An 18,825-nucleotide genomic window follows, 5' to 3' on the forward strand; every position below is an offset into this window, starting at 1 on the left:
TAAGGCTCCTGCGGGAGCCTTATTTTTATGCCATTCTCTGTTTCCGGATTTTTTCCACAAAGGGCCGGATCGTTTCTGCCATTTCTCTTGCTTTATAGTGGTGTAGATAATGGCCGCAATCGTACTGGATTAATTCACAGTTCAGCCTTTCCGCATATTTCTTTTGAAGGGGCACCCAGAAACCGCCCAGCTCCTTTCCATCCGAACAGAATAAGAGAAAGGGAACTTCGGGCTTTCTGTGTTTCTTCACCATCTCTGCATTCGCATATACGGATGCCGCCTCTTCCAGAACAACCTTATTTAAAAAGTTTCTGTTCCCCAGAAGTTTTGCCTGCCGGTATTCCTCCTCCGTCAGTCCTTCTTTACCCACCACCTGCAGCAGCGGACAGCGTTGTATTCCAAAAAAAGCAAGCATTCCCATAAGCTTTAAAGAACCGGGATTCGCTTTCTTATTTTCATATGCCTTGGGAAAAGCCATATCCATCCCCACGATTCCCATAACCTCATCAGGATATTTCTGTGCCCAGTAAATTGCTTCCAGCCCGGACATCGAATGGGGCAGGAGCACAAAAGGCCCCTTTTCCCCCGCCAGACGCAGAGCCAGTCGGGTTTCTTCCAGCATGGCGTCCAGCTGTCTGCTTCGCTTTTTAATCTCCGAATAGCCATAGCCGGCCTTTTCCACTACCACACACCGATAACAGGATGAAAGCTTCCGGTAGAGCGGCCTGAAATCATAAACAGGCGCCGCTGTTCCTCCTCCTGAAAGAAAGACCAGCGTTACTGCTTCGTCATGTACTCTGCCGTCGCTGCCATCCAGTTCCTCCGGGCCTTCCGTATATACATGCATTCTGTGCCCGTTAACTTCCACCATCGTCCCCGGAGCCGTCAGCTGTTCCTGTTCCGTATACAGAAGCCTTCTGTGTACAGCTGCGGCGGCAGTCAGACCGCCTGCCGCTCCTGCCAGTGTCCATTTCCATTTTTTCATATTTCCTGTTCCTTTCCTTCCTTATGTGGCTCCCCACTTTCCGGCCGTATCCGGAAACTTACTTTTCCATGACCTTCCGGTGTATTTTCAATCTGTACTTCCCCATTATGAAATCGGGCGACTTCCCGGGCGAAGGCAAGGCCAATCCCCATATGTCCATCCTGAGGGCGGCTTTCCCCCTCCGTATACATGGGCTCCAGTGCATGGCACAGTGCCTGTGGGGAAAAACCCGGCCCTTCATCAGACACACAGATTTCCAGCAAGGGCGCCTGCCATCTGCAATGGATCACTATTCTTTTTTCTTCCGGCGTATGCTCCGCCGCATTTCTTACAATATTCAGCACTGCCCGGCAGACATCCTGCCTGGCTAATATCAGTTCCGGCAATACAGCACCTTCATATTCCGCCTTCACTCCGAATACCCTGGCTATTTCTTCCGCTCCGTTAAAAATTTCCTGCTGCAGCAGTTCCCCTGATACCGGCTGTTTGTTTTCTTCACCTTCCGATACATTCCGGGTCATTCTTTTCAGTCTTTCCAAATATCTGCCTGCCGCTTCCGTATTTTTAAGAATGGCGCTCAAACACTCCTGCTGCTCCTCTGTGAGCGGCGTTTCTTCCAGAAGCTGGGCATTTCCGCTTATTATGGTGAGAGGTGTTTTCAGGTCATGAAGCAGCGCACTGGTCTGGGAGATGCGGCTGTGTTCCATTTTCCATTGTTCCTGCAGCGAATTACGCAGAGCCGTACGCAGTTCCTCCATGGCATCCATCACCTCGTCATATTCCCGGATTCCCGAACTGCCGAAGGGCTCCTCCAGTTCTCCGCGGGACAGGCTGAGCGCGGCATCCTGCAAAACGGAAAGCCTTCTGCGGAAAATCTTCACATATCGATGGGTCACAAGCCCCAGGCTCACGATAAGAACAGCTCCCCAAAAGATAAAATACCATTTTTCAACATCTGGAATCAGCTTTCTTCCTTCAGGATTAATCAGCTCCATCTTATATTGGAATTGAAGAACAGCCTCTTTTCCTTCCCCTTCCGCTTTTACATGATAATATCCACCGGAATCTTTTCCGGATTCCCTATATTCCTCCGCGGCGGCCTGTTCCTCATCGTTCATATCGGTTTCCGCCAGCTCTCCGTTTTCCCATATGGCATAGCTGCATAAGAAAGGAACCAGTTCTCTGCTTATTCCCTCCTTCTTCATACGTTCCGCCGCTTCCGCCGCCATCCGTTCCCCGGCATTTGCAGGATATGCAACGCCCTTATTCACAAGCAGGTTCAGCCCTATCCAAAAGGACACTGCAATCAGGCACGCTGTAAAACCGCACAAAAACATATACTGAATCAATATCCGTATCAGGCTTACGCCTTTTCTGCATTCCATCTGTATCCTATCCCCCAAACGGTTTCAACCGGCGATGCCCCGAAGGCCGCCAGCTTTGCCCGCAGGTTTTTGATATGCTCTGTTACCGCCGCCTCACTGGAATCGCTGTCGTACCCGAAAATTTCTTCCAGAATCTGCTGTCTCGTATATACCAGTCCCGGATGTCTGGCGAACATCTCGCAAAGCTGATATTCGCTTTTTGTCAACGGCAGCTCTTCTTCCTTCACATATACCCGTTTCGCCTGTAAATCAAAGTGTATCCTGCCCGATACGAACCGGTAAACGGGCACGCGCTGTTCCCGGCGCAGGTGTGCTTCTACCCTGGCTCTCAGCTGAGGCAGGCTGAAGGGCTTGGTAAGATAATCATCGCCCCCTGCTCCCAGCCCATAAAGCACATCCTCATCTTCCCCTTTCGCTGTAAGGAACAAAATAGGACAGTCCGTAAAAGAACGGATCCTGGCACAGGCCGCCACTCCATCCTCTCCCGGCATCATGACATCCAGGATTATCAGCTCCGCCTGGCTGCAGAGCTTTTCGTCCAGCGCCCGGGTGTCATACATCACAGTCACCGAATGCCCATCCTTTTCCAGCGCGCGCTTCAGAAGCCTGCAAATATCTTCCGAATCATCTGCCACAATAATCCTGGCCATATACTTCCTCTCCCTTCTTCAGCATCACAAAAGCTGCATCACCCAGGATATCCCGTACAGGATATATACATGGGCCGGATAAAACCAGAAAATAACTTTTTATTCCCCTTCCCTCTTTGTCCGTTGTAAAGATACATAGGTATTGCCGCGAAACCGCTCATCCAGCCATACATCGTAGTGATCAGCATTTCCGCCGTAGCTCCGGGCGTAAGAAGGAACGGGAATACCCCTTCCAAAATCAGGGCCAGTACAAAAAATACGGCCGCCTGAAGCGCACGTCTTTTCCGGAATAAATACAGAAGGATTCCTTCCAGTATAAAGTAAGTCCCTCCGTCTATAATAGCGGAATGCATGGGAAGAAGCGTATAATGCAGAAGGAGCACCGCATTCGCTGCCGAAGGAACAGCCTGTATAAGCCCCATTCCTACAAACGGCCAGATCAGAGGAAGCACAATCGCCGAAAGCCCTCTTCCCCATTTTTTCTGCTTACACCAGTCAATTCCCTGCAGTATCACCAGCAATATGGAAAAAGTCGCAAGCATCTGATTCTGGGGTACGAAGCCATCCGGCCTTCTTACAAAGCAGATGAAAATATACTGCAGCAGCCCCATCCCCACGGCAATGGCATATATCCTGAGAAAATATTTTTTACGGTTCCGGGTATGTTGGAAACCTTCCAGCAGGCAAAACAAAAACAACGGAGCCGATAATCTGCCCAGCATAGAAAACCATTCCGGTATCTTACCTGTAAACTCGAAAAAATAATGGATATGATCCATCACCATGAGCACCAGCGCTATCCATTTCAGCTGAAAATCAGTGAATCCTTTTTTACATATTTCATTCTTCATATGAACCTTCCTCCTGTATTCGGAAGAATACCTCATCATAACAAGACGGTATTCTTTTTTTGATATACAGGAGTGTAACAGGTAATTATAAGGAATTTATAAGGATTCGTCATCCTGCAGCTGTTTTTCTTTCCGCGTCCTGATGAAGCCTACAATGGCGTAATATACGGGAACCGTTAAAAACAGCAGCCAGCCCGGATGCCAGAGACTTTTGAATATGCCAAGAAGCAGGTATATCATCATAATAAGAACGGGAAAGGCAAACCATCCCATATCTTTTCTCCGGAAGGCCTCCACACAGGAATGAAATAAGGGTATGGTAAAAAAGATCACCCAGGCCGGATGCCATGCTCCGGTAAGCACACCGATTGCTATAAAGGCGGCGATTACCAGCAGCGTGAAGGGAAATTCCACACCAGCCCATTCCCGGAAAAAATGAGAATCATATCTTTTTCCATTCACATAAATGCCGTTGGAATCCAGATGAACTTCATCCTTATCCTTCTCGATTACATGAATTCCTTTCCAGCCGACATGTACTTCACTGTCTTTATCCTTGCAGTGGATTCCGCTTAAACCGATATGTACATATTCATCCGGTTCTTTTTCCGGAGACAGGATTTCTCCCTCCTCTTCCCGTATTTCCTTTTCAGGCAGTTTCTCTTCTTCCATATCCATATAGGAAACCGGAATTTCATCTTCCGTGCTCAGAAGCTCATCCATGGATATTCCATAAATCCTCGACAGAAGAATCAGATTATCCGTATCGGGTGATGCCTCCGCCCGTTCCCATTTGCTCACTGCCTGACGGCTGATTCCCAGCTTTTCTGCCAATGCCTCCTGGGACAGACTGTTCCGCTTTCTTAAGGTTACAAGCCTGTTGGCAATTTCAATATTCATGTTTTAATCCTCCTGTCTTGTGTGGAACACTTCGTTCCCGACTGTCTGCATTATAAGGGGATCTCTCAAAGTTGCACTACCAATTCTGCTTTTCATTGCCGCAACTATCGGTTGCAAACCCTGTATTATGGGGATTTACAGCTTATATAGCAAGGCCCCATTCTGCCTTCGTAGAATGGGGCTCATCTTACACCGCCTGTTATTTTTTAACGTATGACAGGAAATGACAGCCGGTTTCTTCAAACCACTGGGCGGCCTCATTCATTCCCATTTTATATACCGAACCCATTTCCGGATTCATCAGTACGACATTTTTTTCATTAAAGCCGATAATCAATACCGCGTTTCCGTCTCCGAGAATAGCCAGAACAGGAATTTCTCTGTCAGGATAATACAGTACACTTTCCAGACTGCAGCCTGACAAATCCAGAACCTGCATACCATCCAGATTTTCTTCAAGGACCTCCTGTACCGTTTTTCCCTGTGCAAGCAGATATTCCGAATTTCTCATAATACCTTCATAAGAAAATAGGGAATCCAGACAGACGGCAAGGCTGTTCTTTTCTTCAGTTACAGGAACGCCTTCGATAGCCATGATCTGGTTTTTCACATTCAGCCGGCCTCTTCGCCAGATATAGGCGCCGCTCTCTCCCATCACAGTGCCCGCTATATCATTGGCCAGATTGATCGCTTCTCCTGCCGCCGACATAATCGTCACCTCTCCGCCCGGACTGTATACATAATAGCTTTCTTCCGCTATCTGGGACTGAGGTATCTGAATTTCCCTGCTGCCTTCATACAGGACTTCCTTAGGTGTAAGGAACTTGAGTTTTTTACCGTCGAGATCGGACTTCATCTGGATTTCGGTAATATTTTTATATTCCTCCAAAGGAATAGTAATAATCTTATTGCTTCTCTGGACATCCACCACACCGCTTACAATCTGGTCATTCTCACAGGGGACAAAATTTCCCTCCCCATCCTTTTCCACACGATCCAGGATGATCTGGTTTTCATTCATGCTGCAGCCGGTCACATATACCCCTGATTTTTCATAGGTCTTCAGGACTTTTCCATTCTCATCCTGAATTTTAATCTGATACATGGGAAATACCATTTTGCCGGTATCATCCAGGCTTACATCGGATATCCGGGCCATCCCATATACCAAATCCTCATTCATAAATCCAAGGGCCATGATATAATTGCCGCTTCCTGCGTCTATTGTCACCTGTTCCGTACTGTTTAAATTCATCAGGGTAAGACTGGTGCTTTCGTATTTTTTCCCCTGATCCGGCCAGACAATCATCCGGTTGCTCTCCGATACCTGATAACTGTCGCCGTTCAGGTTCTCCGCCACCACTTCCACGGTCTGCCTGTCAAGATGGATGCAGATGAACTGACTGTCCAGAAGCATATAGAGCTCATTTTTTCCGTTGACATAAGCCAGCTGTTCCACTTCCGCCTTAAATATTTCCGGCGCCTTCAGGGTGGGAATAAAAGCCAGTTCCTCCACCGTATTCAGGGAATTGTTATACAGATAAACCTCCGCCCCCGTATAGCCTTCCCTTCTGCCCCGGCTTATATATCCATAAACCATGAAAAATACATTTCCCGCTTCATCCACCTGGAGAATTTTAAATTCGTGCCCGCCGTAAAAGGAACGCTCATCCTTTCCGTTTGGATCATAAAAAGAAAATAATTTGGACAGCTTATTATCGGTCATATTCAGGCTGTAAAGCACGCCGGCCTGAGCAAAGGCTAGAATTTTCCCTCCGTCGCTTTCCATCATTTCCACATTCGGATCCGTGATTCCAAGCGCAATTTTGTCTCCTACAAAAGCGGATTTATCTTCCGAAAAAATATCACTCATGCGTCTTTCAAAATCCAGTAGGTACATGGTCCCGTCTGTCCCCTGCCGGACGCGGTAGACCTCATCCACCACGGCAAAGGTTTCCTTTTCCTGACGCATATAGCTCACTATATATTCCACCGTTACAGACGCTGTCTGTTCTGTGATATCACGGATAGTAAAGACCGGCTCCGTGAGCTGTTCCACAGTCAGTCCGGCCCAGCCGATCTGAGAGGCGCTGCTGTGTATGTTCACCTTGCTGAGCGTGGAATTATCTCCTTCGCTGTTGGGCTCCAGATTGCCCTCGAACCCGGAAGGCCAGTCCTCATGGAAGGTGGCGGCGCTGAAATCCCTGACAAAAGCCAGCTTTTCCTTCACGCCATAACCGTCCGCCTGTATGATCCTGGTATAATACCGGGCGCATCTGCCGTCCTCCAGGTTCAGAAGAAACGTCAGGCTGTATTCTGTCTTCTCATCTATCAAATCCTTCAGCACGATATCTGCGGTGATGTTTTCTCCGTCCATACGGAAGTTGGTGATCTCCGTATTTTCCACCAGCCGGCTTCCGTCCACGCTTCTTACCTCAAAGGCCATGGAATCCACGGTCTGATCATATTTTTTTACACTTATGGAAAGTTTTCTGTCCGGGCCGATGGGCATAATACTTTCCTTCATATATTTTTCTTCCATAGGAGAAAGGAAGCCATGCATCATATTCACATGTTCCCCGCCCATATTTATATAAACGAGAGGCAGCTCCGGCAGCTTCATTTCTGCCGTCATGTCCGTATTTCCTTTATTCAAAAACAGGCTGCTCATTAAAAGCACCACAATAAATGTTGCTGCAAATACGCATCCCTTGATAATTGTCTTCTTCATTCCCATTCCTTTTTATTTGCCTACAGGCCTCTCCAGCAGCTCCTGCAGACAGGTATGCACATGCAGGAAGTCTGCCATTTTATTTATTCCCGTATCAACAGGCTTTCCGCCGTCCCGCTTCACAGCCCGAATCAGGATATTTTTAGGTGTATGCTCCATATCTATGAATTCCAGCAGCTGGGTATCATATCCCGCCTCCTCCAGCAGGTTTGCACGCAGCGCGTCCGTCAGAAGAGCGGACATACGCTCCTTCACCAGGCCATATTTCAAGGCCGGCTGAAGAGCCTCGCATTGGATCTGCCGGTTCATTTCATGCTGGCAGCACGGGACGGAAAGGATCACTCCGGCATCCCAGCATATCGCTTTATACAGCGCATAATCCGTGGCAGTGTCGCAGGCATGGAGGGTAACCACCATGTCCACCTTCTCCTCCCCTGTATAATCAGCAATGTCCCCCTGCATAAATTCCAGGCCGGTATATCCGTATTTCTCCGCCAGCTTACTGCAATTGCGTATGACCTCTTTCTTCAGATCCAGGCCGGTAATGCGGATATCCAGCCCGCAGAGCTCATGAAGATAATAATACATGGCAAAGGTAAGATAGCTCTTCCCACAGCCAAAATCTATGATTCGCACACATCTCTCTTTAGGAAGTATAGGCATAATATCCGCAATAAATTCCAGGAATCTGTTAATCTGCCTGAATTTGTCATAACGGCTTTTTATAATCTGCCCGTCCTCGGTCTGTACTCCAAGGTCCTTCAGGAACGCAACCGGACGGCCTTCCTCAAGAATATATTTTTTCGTCCTGTTATGGGAAAGCTCCCGGCCTTCCCTTTTGACGCTGTTTTTCTTCTTAATGGTAATCTTTCCTTTTTTGCTGACCAGGACCACCGCCTGGTAATCCATAGTCTCCACGTCCATCTGACGGAAAGAGGAAACCAAAGCTTTTCCCACTTTTTCCGCCGCCTCACCGGCAGTCAGGTTTTCATGGAATACCTGATTCCCCCGAAAGCTCTCCAGCTGAAAATAAATTTCTGTCTTTATCATTACAGGCCTCAGCTTAAGGCGGATATCCCCATCCTTATTCCTGGGGCCGCCAACACTGAGCTGATATAATCTTTCATTCAGGCTTTCTTCTAACAGCTTGTATAATTCTTCCATCCAAAGTACCTCTGTTTTTCTTTTCTTCCTCAAACATTCCTGCGGGTGTTTTTATACGACAGGAACGGCATCCTATCGTATAAAAACAAGCCTTCCCTGCCTTGCTGCAGGCTGAAAGTCTGAATCTATTTTAATTCCTCCGCATAAAAACCACAACTAGAATTTTAAAAAGCCGTTGTTTCTTCTGCCCTTTGAAGAACAAATCCCGCAGCCGCCTCCTCTGCCATGTCTTCTTCTGAAAATTTCATAATAAAGAAGGACCTGAATCAAATCCCCTTTATTCCGGCGATCCGTTTCCCTGTGGGAGGTAACCTCCATCTGCTGTTTTTCCGCAGAAGGAATTTCTTCCTGCGTTCCCTCCGCGCATTTTCCGGGTTCCTGAGCCGGTATCTTCACCGGTTCCTGATTCTCTGTTTTTCTGTTTTCCATGAAAGCATTCGCAGGAATCTGGCCCGAAAGCTCCGTACGTTCCTCTTCTCTCAATATCTTATCGATTATGCCCTCACTCAGACGGTACATAGCCAGCCGATCCGGATATTCATCATAAATAAGGCTTCCGTTATAATCCATAGTATCCAGGATATCCATGATCTTCTTCTGATAACGGCGGGCTTCCTCCGGATAAAGCTGAAGAAAATATTCCAGATCCCTTACGGCATCATCCTCGTCATCCCAATACATGGGCATAGGATAAGTCATATAAAAAGGAAGCGGCTTTTTTGTGCTGCCGCAGCCTCCGAAAGGACAGCCGTAATCCATATTTCCTCCCATGTTCCTCCATTCATCCTGAATCCCTTTTCCCCCGTACTCTCTGTAGCTCTTCTGGCCTCCTCTGTACTCCGGCATATTCCGCCCTTTATCTTCATTGCGGTAAGGCTCTTCCGGAAATCTTCCCGGGAATTTCCTTATATCATCCATCACTTTCCCTTTCCGAATTGTTCCGCCCCTGAAGACAGTCTCAGGCGCTTCACATCCAATCGTCTTTATCTTATGTTATGCGATCGGACAGGAAAGGGTTTATATCGATTTCTTTTTACCGGCAATCGTTTCGGCTGCATGCACGGCCAGTTCCGCTTCTTCCTTGCTGCAATTGCCGTAATACCTCGCTTTTTCGTAAAGCCGGAGCAGCTCGTCCACTGCCTTTTCTTTTTCCGGTTCAGGCGCAGGAACTGTCTCCAGCAGCTCCCTTGCGGTCCTGCAGTCCTTCGGCGCTCCCAGCTTTCTTACGGTACGGATAAAATATTTTCTTATCTTTTGTTCCGGTGTCCTGGTCAGAAAAGGAAGAGGCTTTTCCTTCTCTTTCTTTTTTCTTCTCCGTTCCAGAGACTCCCTGATCTCTGTGGCCTGTCCTTCTTCCTCATCCTGCACGATACCTTTTTCATAAAATTTCTTCACCGCGGCAAGCACCAGCCTGTACAGCAGAAAACAAATCAGGGCAATCGTCAGCGCTGCCATCAGATATTCCGTTATTTTAATCAGGACATCCAGCCAGGCCGGCGTCGCAGCCGCTTCGGACAGGCCCATATCCATCTGCCCGGCCGCCGCCCCTTCCTCAATCATTTCCCCTTCTTTCCCGGAAAAAAGACTCAGCAGAAAGCTGATACATACGGCAATGGCCCTGGCGATATAATACGCAGCCGTTTTCACCAGATCCATCATGCCCCGGACAAGCCGGTTATTGGTTCCCGCACCCAGGATACATACGGCAATCACCCCGAAAACAGCCGCAAGCCCGCCGCCCTGCACCAGCATTTTACGTACAGGGATATGGGCGTTGCTGCTGCGGTTGAACTTCACAAACTGCACCAGATGCTCCAGGTAGGCGTAAACAAAATAAAAAAAGGTATAAATAAGGGCCGTGTTCACTATCCGGCCGCAGGCCGTTTCCTGTCCCAGATAAGCACATAGCAGAAAGGAGCCTCCCGCCGCAATCCCTCCCGCAACAGGTCCAAGCTGGCCTTCCCCCACCTCCTGCCTGGAAATCCGAAGCTGGAAGGAGCGCACCAGATAACCCGCTGCCAGAACACCGAAGACCACTCTCTGCATGACACCGTCTCCCAGAAGAAAAACAGCGGCGGCAGCCAAAACGGCATGACAGGCCACAAACGTCAGGAAATGCCCCGCCTTTTCCCGTATGAGCAGAAAAAGCAAGGGTACTGCCAGAAAAAGCAGCTGGCGCAGGATTCCCGGCGCTTTCACCAGAGCGCCTGTCTCTCCCACGAGCCCTTCCAGATTGGAAAAGGAAGAAAAAACCACTGTTTCCAGGCAGAATACCACCAGGAAATTCATCACTACTTCCAGTATCTGCATACTGTATCTGAGCCGCTTATTTTCCATTCAGCATTTCCTCCGCATCCAATCTGATAAAATGCAGCGCTTCTTCCTCCTCCACATGGCTTTCCATCCGGGGAAAAAGCGGACACATCCAGGTAAAGTCCGTGCCCATCCGTGCAAACGTCCGGATATCCTCCTGAAATTCCGGGCTTCTGTCCACCGACAAAAACAAAGTAGCCATATCCTTACCCTCTTCCTCCAGTTCTCCCCTGAAAAGCTCTCCGAAGGGATATACCCCTTCCTCCAGGCTGATTCTGGCAAAGGCCCTGTTTATGCTCTCCATATGGCCCGGCCCCGCGCTGGGCTGCATTTTCATGGGGTCGCCTGTGAGAACATCCCTTCCGTTGGCATAAACCGCCACACGGATCCCCTGTTCCAGCAGTTCTCCCGCAAATCGGGCGGCAATGGATATGCACAGCTCCACCAGCTGTTCATTTTTCAGGATTCCGGTATCCGCCAGATTCAGGAAAATCCGCACTGCCCTGAGCGAAGTATAATTTCTTATATTCACCATCAAATCGCCCGTCCGCGCCGTGGCCTTCCAGTTTATGGTTTTCATCTCGTCATAAGGCGCATATTCCCGGATCCCCCGATATTCAAAAGGATCCTCCAGCATATGCCTTTTGGCCAAAATCTCTCCGTTCAGCTTCTGCAGGGCGCTGTCCAGTTCCACTCCGGAAACAGGGGCAGGATAAACATACAGTGTGCTGTCCGCCGTGGCCGAGGATATCATTTCCCTTGTCAGAAATAAATCCGCCGCCACCAGATCCATCTCCCGGAGCCTGAAATATCCCCTTGCCCCGCAGACAAAGGGAATTGTCCTTATGACACGCTGCCTGGGACCCAGCGAAAGGATATCGTTCCGGTAGTATTTGTCGGTAACAGCCCCGTCCCCTTCGTCAGAAAACCGGAGCTTCCTGGAAACCTGAAACTTCACCTTCAGCATGGGGAGCGGGAGAAGCTTTCCGTTCTCCACCCGCTCGGAAAGCTGGCATACTTCCCCTTCCACCGCACTTTCTCTTGAAAAGGACAGCTCTGCGGAAAGATCCTTCTCCCAATAATGGCCATAGATCCATTTTTGAAGATAAAACAGAAATACGGCGCCAAAAACAATCCAGATTATCAGCATGTCTTTCCCCCTGTGGCTTATTTTCTGCTAAAGTCTTCTACCGGAACAGGAACCGCTGCCAGGATATCCTCCAGAAGCTTCACAGCTTCCTCCTGCCTGCTCCTTCCAAAAGAAAATACCAGCCTGTGAGCCAGAACGGAGGATGCCAGCTTTTTCACATCATCCGGAATCACATAGGCTCTGCCTTCCATACAGGCCCGGGCCTTCGCGCAGCGCATCAGTGCCAGCGTCCCTCTGGGGCTTACTCCCATGACTATTTTTTCCTGCTTCCTTGTCGCCAGGGCAATATCTGCCAGATAGCCGTTGACGAGAGGATGTACATAAACCCTTTCCGCTTCTTCTTTTATGGAAAGCAGCTCCTTTTTGGACATCACCGGCTTCAGCTCCGGCAGGGGATCCTTATCCTTATAGGTCTCCAGAATCCGGATTTCCTCTTCCCGATCCGGAAGCCCCATGGAAAGCTTCATGATAAAACGGTCCGTCTGTGCCTCCGGCAGAGGAAAGGTTCCCGCTGTCTCCACAGGATTCTGGGTGGCAATTACGAAAAACGGAGCATCCATCTTTCTTGTCTCTCCGTCTACCGTCACCTGCCGTTCCTCCATACATTCCAGAAGGCCAGCCTGCGTCCTGGGCGTCGCCCTGTTGATTTCATCCGCCAGTAGTATATTGGTAAAAACAGGGCCTTCCTTCCAGACAAAGCTCTCTGTTTCCCGGCTGTAAATGTGCATACCCGTAATATCAGCAGGCAGCATATCCGGCGTGAACTGGATCCTTCCGAAGTCCACTCCGAGTGAAGCGGACAAAGCCTTCGCCATCTTTGTCTTTCCGGTACCCGGCACATCCTCCAAAAGCACATGCCCGCCGGCCAGAAGCCCGGCCAGAAGCTTTTCCAGCACCTCTTCTTTCCCGATAATCACCTTTCCCACATTTTCCAGAACCTTACTTATATCCTCTCGCATACGCGCGCCTCCCGCTGCCTGTATTCTATACCCATATGTAATACCCGAATCGGAACGAAAAAGCAGGCATACTCCCAACGGGACGATTTTCCCCGTCTGGCTACACCTGCTTTCTCCCCCTTTATTTCAAAACATTAATACGTGCCATCGCTCTTTCCAAAGCCGTCTCCGCCCTTGCCAGATCCGTATTGGATTCATGGCGTTTGATACGTTCCTCAGCTCTTTCCAGCGCTGCCTTGGCACGGTTTTCGTCAATTTCCTCAGGCCATTCCACAACCTCTGCAAGAACTGTCACCTTATCCTGCAGAATCTCCACAAAACCTGCATGCAGCGCGGCTTCCCGCCTGCCCTCTTCAGTCGTGATCGTGAGAATGCCCGGCTTGATCATAACGGTCATAGGGATATGGCCTTTGTAGATACCAATTGCCCCTTCCGTGGTATTGAACTCCACCATGCTTACCGGACCCTCATAAAAAATTCTTTCCGGTGTGATGATTTTCAATGTAAAGTTCCTGTCTTCTGCCATAACCGCTCCTCTATCTTACTCATGCGCAAGTGCACCGGCACGCTCCCGTACATCGTCAATACTTCCCGCATTGAGGAAATAGCTTTCCGGAATATCATCATGCTCGCCGTCCAGAATCTCACGGAAGCTGCGGATAGTTTCAGAAATAGGAACATATTTTCCTTCCATACCGGTAAACTGTCCTGCCACAAAGAACGGCTGGGAAAGGAATCTCTGCACCTTTCTCGCACGGGAAACCACCAGCTTGTCTTCTTCAGAAAGCTCGTCCATACCCAGGATAGCAATGATATCCTGCAGTTCATTATAGCGCTGGAGCAGCTCCTGCACGCCTCTGGCCACCTTGTAATGCTCCTCGCCCACAATTCTGGGATCAAGGATTCTGGAAGTGGATTCCAAAGGATCCACCGCCGGGTAAATACCAAGCTCCACGATGGAACGGGAAAGTACCGTAGTCGCATCCAGATGGGCAAAGGTTGTTGCCGGCGCAGGGTCCGTCAAGTCATCCGCGGGTACATATACTGCCTGTACGGATGTGATGGAACCATTTTTGGTAGAAGTGATACGCTCCTGCAAAGCACCCATTTCTGTCTGCAGCGTGGGCTGGTAGCCTACTGCGGAAGGCATACGTCCCAGAAGTGCGGACACTTCGGAACCGGCCTGTGTAAACCTGAATATATTGTCAATAAACAAAAGCACGTCCTTGCCGCCCTTATCACGGAAATACTCCGCCATCGTCAGACCGGAAAGCCCTACTCTCATTCTGGCTCCCGGAGGCTCATTCATCTGTCCGAAAACCATGGTGGTCTTGTCTATAACCCCGGATTCCTTCATTTCATAATAAAGGTCATTTCCTTCTCTGGTCCGCTCACCTACGCCGGTGAATACGGAGTATCCGCCGTGCTCTGTGGCGATGTTACGGATCAGCTCCTGGATCAGAACTGTCTTTCCAACGCCTGCGCCTCCGAAAAGACCGATCTTACCGCCCTTCTGATAAGGGCAAAGCAAATCAACGACCTTTATACCCGTCTCCAGCAGTTCCGTTTCCGTGGACTGCTCTTCAAATTCCGGCGCGGGCCTGTGAATAGGCTCATAGCTCACTCCGGCGGGAGCCGGAAGATTATCAATAGGCTCGCCCAGAACATTAAACATACGTCCCAGGGTCTTCTCTCCAACCGGCACACTGATGGGAGCCCCTGTGGCAATTACATCCATGCCCCTCACCAGTCCGTCTGTGGAACCCATGGCAACACAGCGTACAATATCGTCACCCAGATGCTGGGCAACCTCCACTACAAGCGTGCCGCCGCTTCTGGTAGGAATTTTCAACGCTTCGTTTATATCAGGCAGACAGTCCTGTTCAAATTTCACGTCCAGAACCGCGCCGATAACCTGCGTGATTTTTCCGTTTTTATTCTCTGCCATTGTTGTTTCCTTTCCTTTATTTTTACCAGTATTAACTGAACACAAGCGATCACTGGCTGATCGCAAGAGATCATTAGCTTATTGCAGGCGATCACTAGCTGATCGCAAGCAATCATTAACTTATTGCAGGCGATCACTAGCTGATCGCCTGGGCGCCTGCTATAATTTCTGTCAGTTCCTGGGTGATGGAGCTCTGGCGGGCTCTGTTGAACGCAAGCGTCAGATCGTCGATCATATCCTCCGCATTGCTGGTAGCAGAATCCATGGCCTGCATCCTCGCGCCGTTCTCACTGGCAGAAGCCTCCAAAAGGCCTCCGTAAATCATACTGGTAATATATTTGGGAATCAGCAGATCCAACGCGTCCACTTCTTCCATTTCAAAATTCATGGGCGCTTCCGGCCCTGTAAATTCTTCTTTCTGTCCGGCAGCCTTTTCCCCTGTAACCGTACCGGAATCAGATACGCCTGAAGCAGAATCCTTTTCCGATGAAGACGGCTCCGCGCTTACGGGCAGCAGCCTGTTCATAACGGGAATATGCACTACCGTATTTTTGAATACTGTATAAGCCAGGTAGATTTCACCGATCTCACCCTGTTCAAAAGCCTCCAATACACGCCTTCCGATATGCATGGCATCGTGGTAGGAGGGTTCGTCCATAACCTCCGAATAATCGGCGGCAATATGGTATCCGCTGCGTTCCAGCGCATCCTTCCCCTTCTTTCCAACCGCATAAACCACCACATCTTCCTTGGGAAGATCTCCTCTTGTAAGAAGCTTGGTAATATTGGAATTGTATCCTCCGGCCAGGCCTCTGTTGGAGGTGATGACAATCACCCCTTTTTTGCTGCCTGTGCCGCCGTCCAGGTAGGGGTGCCTGATATTCTCAGACATTCCCAGAATGGACTTTACCGTCTGATACATGGTATCGAAATATGGCTTGGACTCCTCGGCTTTTGTTTTGGCCTTCTGCAGCTTGACGGTAGAGACCAGCTTCATCGCTTTCGTTATCTGCTGGGTACTCTGGATACTTCCCTTCCGTCTTTTAATGTCTCTCATGGAAGCCATACAAATTCACCTGTTCTTTCTATCTGAATTGTGCCTTGCACTCTTCAATGGCCTTGATCAGCGCTTTTTCCGTATCCTCGGAGATCACCTTTTCCGTTCTGATTGCAGCGGGTATCTCAGGATACTTCACATTCAGAAATTCAAACAATTCGCTTTCAAACCTGGTAATTTCCGTTACCGGAATATCCAGCAGGTACTTGTTTGTTGCCGCGAAAATAATAATAACCTGGTATTCAACAGCCATGGGCTTATACTGGGGCTGCTTCAGAACCTCTCTGATTCTTTCGCCCTGCGCCAGCTTCTCCTTGGTGTCCGCATCCAGTTCGGATCCAAACTGGGAGAAGGCTGCCAGCTCCCTGTACTGTGCCAGCTCCACACGGATGGGGGCGGCTATTTTTTTCATTGCCTTAATCTGAGCGGCTCCACCTACACGGGATACGCTCAAACCGGCGTTTACTGCCGGACGGAAACCTGCATTGAACATTTCCGTCTCCAGATAAATCTGGCCGTCGGTAATGGAAATAACATTGGTGGGGATATAAGCGGAAACGTCACCTGCCTGGGTTTCAATGATAGGAAGAGCTGTCAGGGATCCCCCGCCGTACTCCTCATTCATTCTCGCCGCACGCTCCAGAAGCCTGGAATGCAGATAGAATACATCTCCGGGATATGCCTCACGTCCCGGCGGTCTCTTCAGCAGAAGGGACAGGGTACGGTAAGCCGCGGCATGCTTGGTAAGGTCATCATAAACCACCAGCACGTCCCCGCCGTTTTCCATCCATTCCTCACCGATTGCACAGCCGGAGTAAGGTGCTATATACTGTAACGGTGCCAGCTCACTGGCAGCGGATGCCACTACCGTCGTATAAGACATGGCGCCGAATTCTTCCAGGGTCTTAACAATTGATGCAACCGTTGAAGCCTTCTGACCGATTGCAACATAAATACACTTAACGTTCTGCCCCTTCTGATTGATAATTGTGTCAATGGCAATGGCAGTTTTTCCTGTCTGCCTGTCGCCGATAATCAGCTCACGCTGCCCTCTTCCGATGGGAACCATGGAGTCGATGGCTTTGATACCCGTCTGCAGAGGAGTATCTACTGATTTTCTCGTAATAACGCCGGACGCAACCCTCTCGATTTTGCGGTATTTGTCCGTCTGAATGGGCCCTTTGCCGTCAATCGGCTGTCCAAGGGCATTAACTACACGGCCTGTCATTGCATCGCCTACAGGAACCTCAACCACCCTGCCGGTGGTCTTAACCATATCGCCTTCCCGGATATTTCTTTGGCTGCCAAGAAGAACGGCACCCACATTATCCTCTTCCAGGTTCAGTACCATTCCGTATACTTCACCGGGAAATTCCAAAAGCTCACCCTGCATTGCGTTTTCAAGTCCGTGGATACGTGCGATACCGTCCGCAACCTGGATGACCGTACCAACTTCCGCCACTTCCAGCTTGGAGGAGTATCGCTCAATCTGTTCTTTTATAACCGAGCTTATCTCTTCTGGTTTTAAATTCATGGACTTTCAACCTTCCTCATATTCCGCCTCAGGGGCGGTTTTCCATTTTCCCGCATACACGGGATCCTCTTTATGAAAGCTGTACCTTCATCAGCTGCCTCTGCAGCCCTTCCAGCTTCGTACGGATACTAGAATCAACCACCCTGTCACCAATCCGGATAACCAGACCGCCAATCAGATCTTTATCAAGGCTGTAATGCAGCTCCATTTTACTGTACTGCGTGGTTTCTATCAGGCGTTTTTCTATCCTGGCCTTCTGTCCGTCGGTAAGCGCCCCGGCGCTGGTAACATATGCCACCCCGATTTTGTGGAAAGCCTTGTATCTGTCCGTATAGTAAGTAAAAATATCATCAATTGCGCCGTAACGGCCCTTGTGAATCAACACCTCCAGAAAACCGTATAAAGTATCGGAAAGCTTTCCTTCAAAAACATTGTGAAGGATTTCAAGTTTTTCATCCCTTCCGATATCCGGATGATTCATCAGGCTGGAAAACCCGGGATTCTCTTTCAGAATTTTCCAAAGAGAATCTATCTCATCCATAAGACTGTCCACGATTTCCTTTTCCATTCCCAGGCTAAACAGCGCTTCTCCGTAAGTCTCCGAAACTAGCTTAGCCATGTGCTATCACCTATTTCCTTAAGAGTTTCATCAATCAGGCTGTCCTGAGCCGCAGCGTCGATGGTATTCCCGATAACCTTGCCCGCAAGCACGCTTGCAAGGGAAACCATTTCATTCTTTACCTCATCGGCCACCTTCTTCTTCTCCAGATCCGCTTCAATTTTGGCTCTGGCTACAATTCTGGCGGCTTCAGCCCTGGCCTCCGTAATAATACGGGTTTCATTGGCCGTTGCCTTCTTTCTGGTAGCGCTGAGGATTTCATCAGCTTCTTTATTGATGTTTGCCAGCTTGTCCTCATATTCCTTTTTCAGAGCGGCAGCTTCTTCCTGGCTGACTCTCGCTTCTTCCAGTTCATTCCGGATTTTATCCTGTCTTTTTTTCAGGAATTCCCTTGCCGGATTAAACAGGAAATAAGACATTGCCAGAAACAGCACAAATACGGCTATTATAGACAATACGGCGTCCGCGAGCAGCTGGAAATCCAGATCAAAAAGACGGGGCGTCATTTCGTCAGCAGTCATTAATACTGCCGTCACTAATTTTGTCGTCAAGATGCAGGCCTCCTTTCATTTCTATTTT

General features: G+C 49.2%; 17 protein-coding genes. All 17 read right to left on the reverse strand.

Features of this window, described 5'->3' with window-relative positions; translation table 11 throughout:
• Positions 1–25: 25 nt before the first annotated feature.
• On the reverse strand, positions 26–985 hold the full coding sequence (locus BLA28_RS20325; protein WP_069157846.1) for an alpha/beta fold hydrolase: 960 nt from the start codon (positions 983–985) through the stop codon (positions 26–28).
• Positions 982–2,370, reverse strand: coding sequence for a sensor histidine kinase (locus tag BLA28_RS20330; protein WP_069157847.1), 1,389 nt, complete (start codon positions 2,368–2,370; stop codon positions 982–984). Before BLA28_RS20330 ends, BLA28_RS20325 begins: the two co-directional genes overlap by 4 nt.
• Positions 2,349–3,020 (reverse strand): response regulator transcription factor, encoded by a 672-nt coding sequence (locus BLA28_RS20335; protein WP_009251902.1) that lies wholly within the window; start codon positions 3,018–3,020, stop codon positions 2,349–2,351. The genes BLA28_RS20330 and BLA28_RS20335 overlap by 22 nt, the downstream gene beginning before the upstream one ends.
• A 38-nt stretch (positions 3,021–3,058) precedes the next feature.
• Entirely contained in the window at positions 3,059–3,871 is an 813-nt protein-coding gene (locus tag BLA28_RS20340; RefSeq protein WP_242955500.1) for a TraX family protein, read from the reverse strand.
• 96 nt (positions 3,872–3,967) lie between these two features.
• A complete protein-coding gene (locus tag BLA28_RS20345) occupies positions 3,968–4,771 on the reverse strand; it encodes a helix-turn-helix domain-containing protein (protein ID WP_009251904.1) in 804 nt (267 codons plus the stop codon).
• A 199-nt stretch (positions 4,772–4,970) separates the two neighbouring features.
• Positions 4,971–7,502, reverse strand: coding sequence for a hypothetical protein (locus BLA28_RS20350; protein WP_071699383.1), 2,532 nt, complete (start codon positions 7,500–7,502; stop codon positions 4,971–4,973).
• 12 nt (positions 7,503–7,514) lie between these two features.
• Entirely contained in the window at positions 7,515–8,666 is a 1,152-nt protein-coding gene (locus BLA28_RS20355) for a class I SAM-dependent methyltransferase (RefSeq protein WP_071699384.1), read from the reverse strand.
• A gap of 156 nt (positions 8,667–8,822) precedes the next feature.
• A complete protein-coding gene (locus BLA28_RS20360; RefSeq protein ID WP_071699385.1) occupies positions 8,823–9,584 on the reverse strand; it encodes a hypothetical protein in 762 nt (253 codons plus the stop codon).
• Between the two features lie 99 nt (positions 9,585–9,683).
• Positions 9,684–11,003: a DUF4129 domain-containing protein gene (locus BLA28_RS20365; protein ID WP_071699386.1), complete on the reverse strand. Its 1,320-nt coding sequence runs from the start codon at positions 11,001–11,003 to the stop codon at positions 9,684–9,686.
• Complete coding sequence (locus tag BLA28_RS20370; RefSeq protein WP_009251909.1) at positions 10,993–12,129, reverse strand: DUF58 domain-containing protein; 1,137 nt, start codon at positions 12,127–12,129, stop codon at positions 10,993–10,995. The genes BLA28_RS20365 and BLA28_RS20370 overlap by 11 nt, the downstream gene beginning before the upstream one ends.
• Positions 12,130–12,146: 17 nt before the next feature.
• On the reverse strand, positions 12,147–13,088 hold the full coding sequence (locus tag BLA28_RS20375) for an AAA family ATPase (protein ID WP_009251910.1): 942 nt from the start codon (positions 13,086–13,088) through the stop codon (positions 12,147–12,149).
• A gap of 121 nt (positions 13,089–13,209) precedes the next feature.
• Entirely contained in the window at positions 13,210–13,614 is a 405-nt protein-coding gene (atpC, locus tag BLA28_RS20380; RefSeq protein ID WP_009251911.1) for an ATP synthase F1 subunit epsilon, read from the reverse strand.
• Between the two features lie 15 nt (positions 13,615–13,629).
• Positions 13,630–15,036, reverse strand: a complete 1,407-nt coding sequence (gene atpD / locus BLA28_RS20385) for a F0F1 ATP synthase subunit beta (RefSeq protein ID WP_044971112.1) — start codon at positions 15,034–15,036, stop codon at positions 13,630–13,632.
• Between the two features lie 136 nt (positions 15,037–15,172).
• Positions 15,173–16,102, reverse strand: a complete 930-nt coding sequence (gene atpG, locus BLA28_RS20390; protein ID WP_044971114.1) for an ATP synthase F1 subunit gamma — start codon at positions 16,100–16,102, stop codon at positions 15,173–15,175.
• Positions 16,103–16,121: 19 nt separating this feature from the next.
• Positions 16,122–17,627: a F0F1 ATP synthase subunit alpha gene (gene atpA / locus BLA28_RS20395; RefSeq protein ID WP_071699387.1), complete on the reverse strand. Its 1,506-nt coding sequence runs from the start codon at positions 17,625–17,627 to the stop codon at positions 16,122–16,124.
• 70 nt (positions 17,628–17,697) lie between these two features.
• Positions 17,698–18,246, reverse strand: a complete 549-nt coding sequence (gene atpH / locus BLA28_RS20400; RefSeq protein ID WP_069150867.1) for an ATP synthase F1 subunit delta — start codon at positions 18,244–18,246, stop codon at positions 17,698–17,700.
• Positions 18,234–18,797, reverse strand: a complete 564-nt coding sequence (gene atpF / locus BLA28_RS20405; RefSeq protein ID WP_081330045.1) for a F0F1 ATP synthase subunit B — start codon at positions 18,795–18,797, stop codon at positions 18,234–18,236. The genes atpH and atpF overlap by 13 nt, the downstream gene beginning before the upstream one ends.
• Between the last annotated feature and the right edge of the window lie 28 nt (positions 18,798–18,825).

Source organism: Eisenbergiella tayi (assembly GCF_001881565.1).
GTDB classification, from domain to species: Bacteria; Bacillota; Clostridia; order Lachnospirales; family Lachnospiraceae; genus Eisenbergiella; species Eisenbergiella tayi.

Bases quoted from the DNA above. Each gene is read 5' to 3' on its own strand.
- BLA28_RS20325 (WP_069157846.1), bottom strand. From the start codon at position 985: ATGAAAAAATGGAAATGGACACTGGCAGGAGCGGCAGGCGGTCTGACT.
- atpA (WP_071699387.1), bottom strand. From the start codon at position 17,627: ATGAATTTAAAACCAGAAGAGATAAGCTCGGTTATAAAAGAACAGATT.
- BLA28_RS20335 (WP_009251902.1), bottom strand. From the start codon at position 3,020: ATGGCCAGGATTATTGTGGCAGATGATTCGGAAGATATTTGCAGGCTT.
- BLA28_RS20330 (WP_069157847.1), bottom strand. From the start codon at position 2,370: ATGGAATGCAGAAAAGGCGTAAGCCTGATACGGATATTGATTCAGTAT.
- atpG (WP_044971114.1), bottom strand. From the start codon at position 16,102: ATGGCTTCCATGAGAGACATTAAAAGACGGAAGGGAAGTATCCAGAGT.
- BLA28_RS20370 (WP_009251909.1), bottom strand. From the start codon at position 12,129: ATGCTGATAATCTGGATTGTTTTTGGCGCCGTATTTCTGTTTTATCTT.
- BLA28_RS20345 (WP_009251904.1), bottom strand. From the start codon at position 4,771: ATGAATATTGAAATTGCCAACAGGCTTGTAACCTTAAGAAAGCGGAAC.
- atpD (WP_044971112.1), bottom strand. From the start codon at position 15,036: ATGGCAGAGAATAAAAACGGAAAAATCACGCAGGTTATCGGCGCGGTT.
- BLA28_RS20365 (WP_071699386.1), bottom strand. From the start codon at position 11,003: ATGGAAAATAAGCGGCTCAGATACAGTATGCAGATACTGGAAGTAGTG.
- BLA28_RS20375 (WP_009251910.1), bottom strand. From the start codon at position 13,088: ATGCGAGAGGATATAAGTAAGGTTCTGGAAAATGTGGGAAAGGTGATT.
- BLA28_RS20350 (WP_071699383.1), bottom strand. From the start codon at position 7,502: ATGAAGAAGACAATTATCAAGGGATGCGTATTTGCAGCAACATTTATT.
- atpC (WP_009251911.1), bottom strand. From the start codon at position 13,614: ATGGCAGAAGACAGGAACTTTACATTGAAAATCATCACACCGGAAAGA.
- BLA28_RS20360 (WP_071699385.1), bottom strand. From the start codon at position 9,584: ATGGATGATATAAGGAAATTCCCGGGAAGATTTCCGGAAGAGCCTTAC.
- BLA28_RS20340 (WP_242955500.1), bottom strand. From the start codon at position 3,871: ATGAAGAATGAAATATGTAAAAAAGGATTCACTGATTTTCAGCTGAAA.
- atpH (WP_069150867.1), bottom strand. From the start codon at position 18,246: ATGGCTAAGCTAGTTTCGGAGACTTACGGAGAAGCGCTGTTTAGCCTG.
- BLA28_RS20355 (WP_071699384.1), bottom strand. From the start codon at position 8,666: ATGGAAGAATTATACAAGCTGTTAGAAGAAAGCCTGAATGAAAGATTA.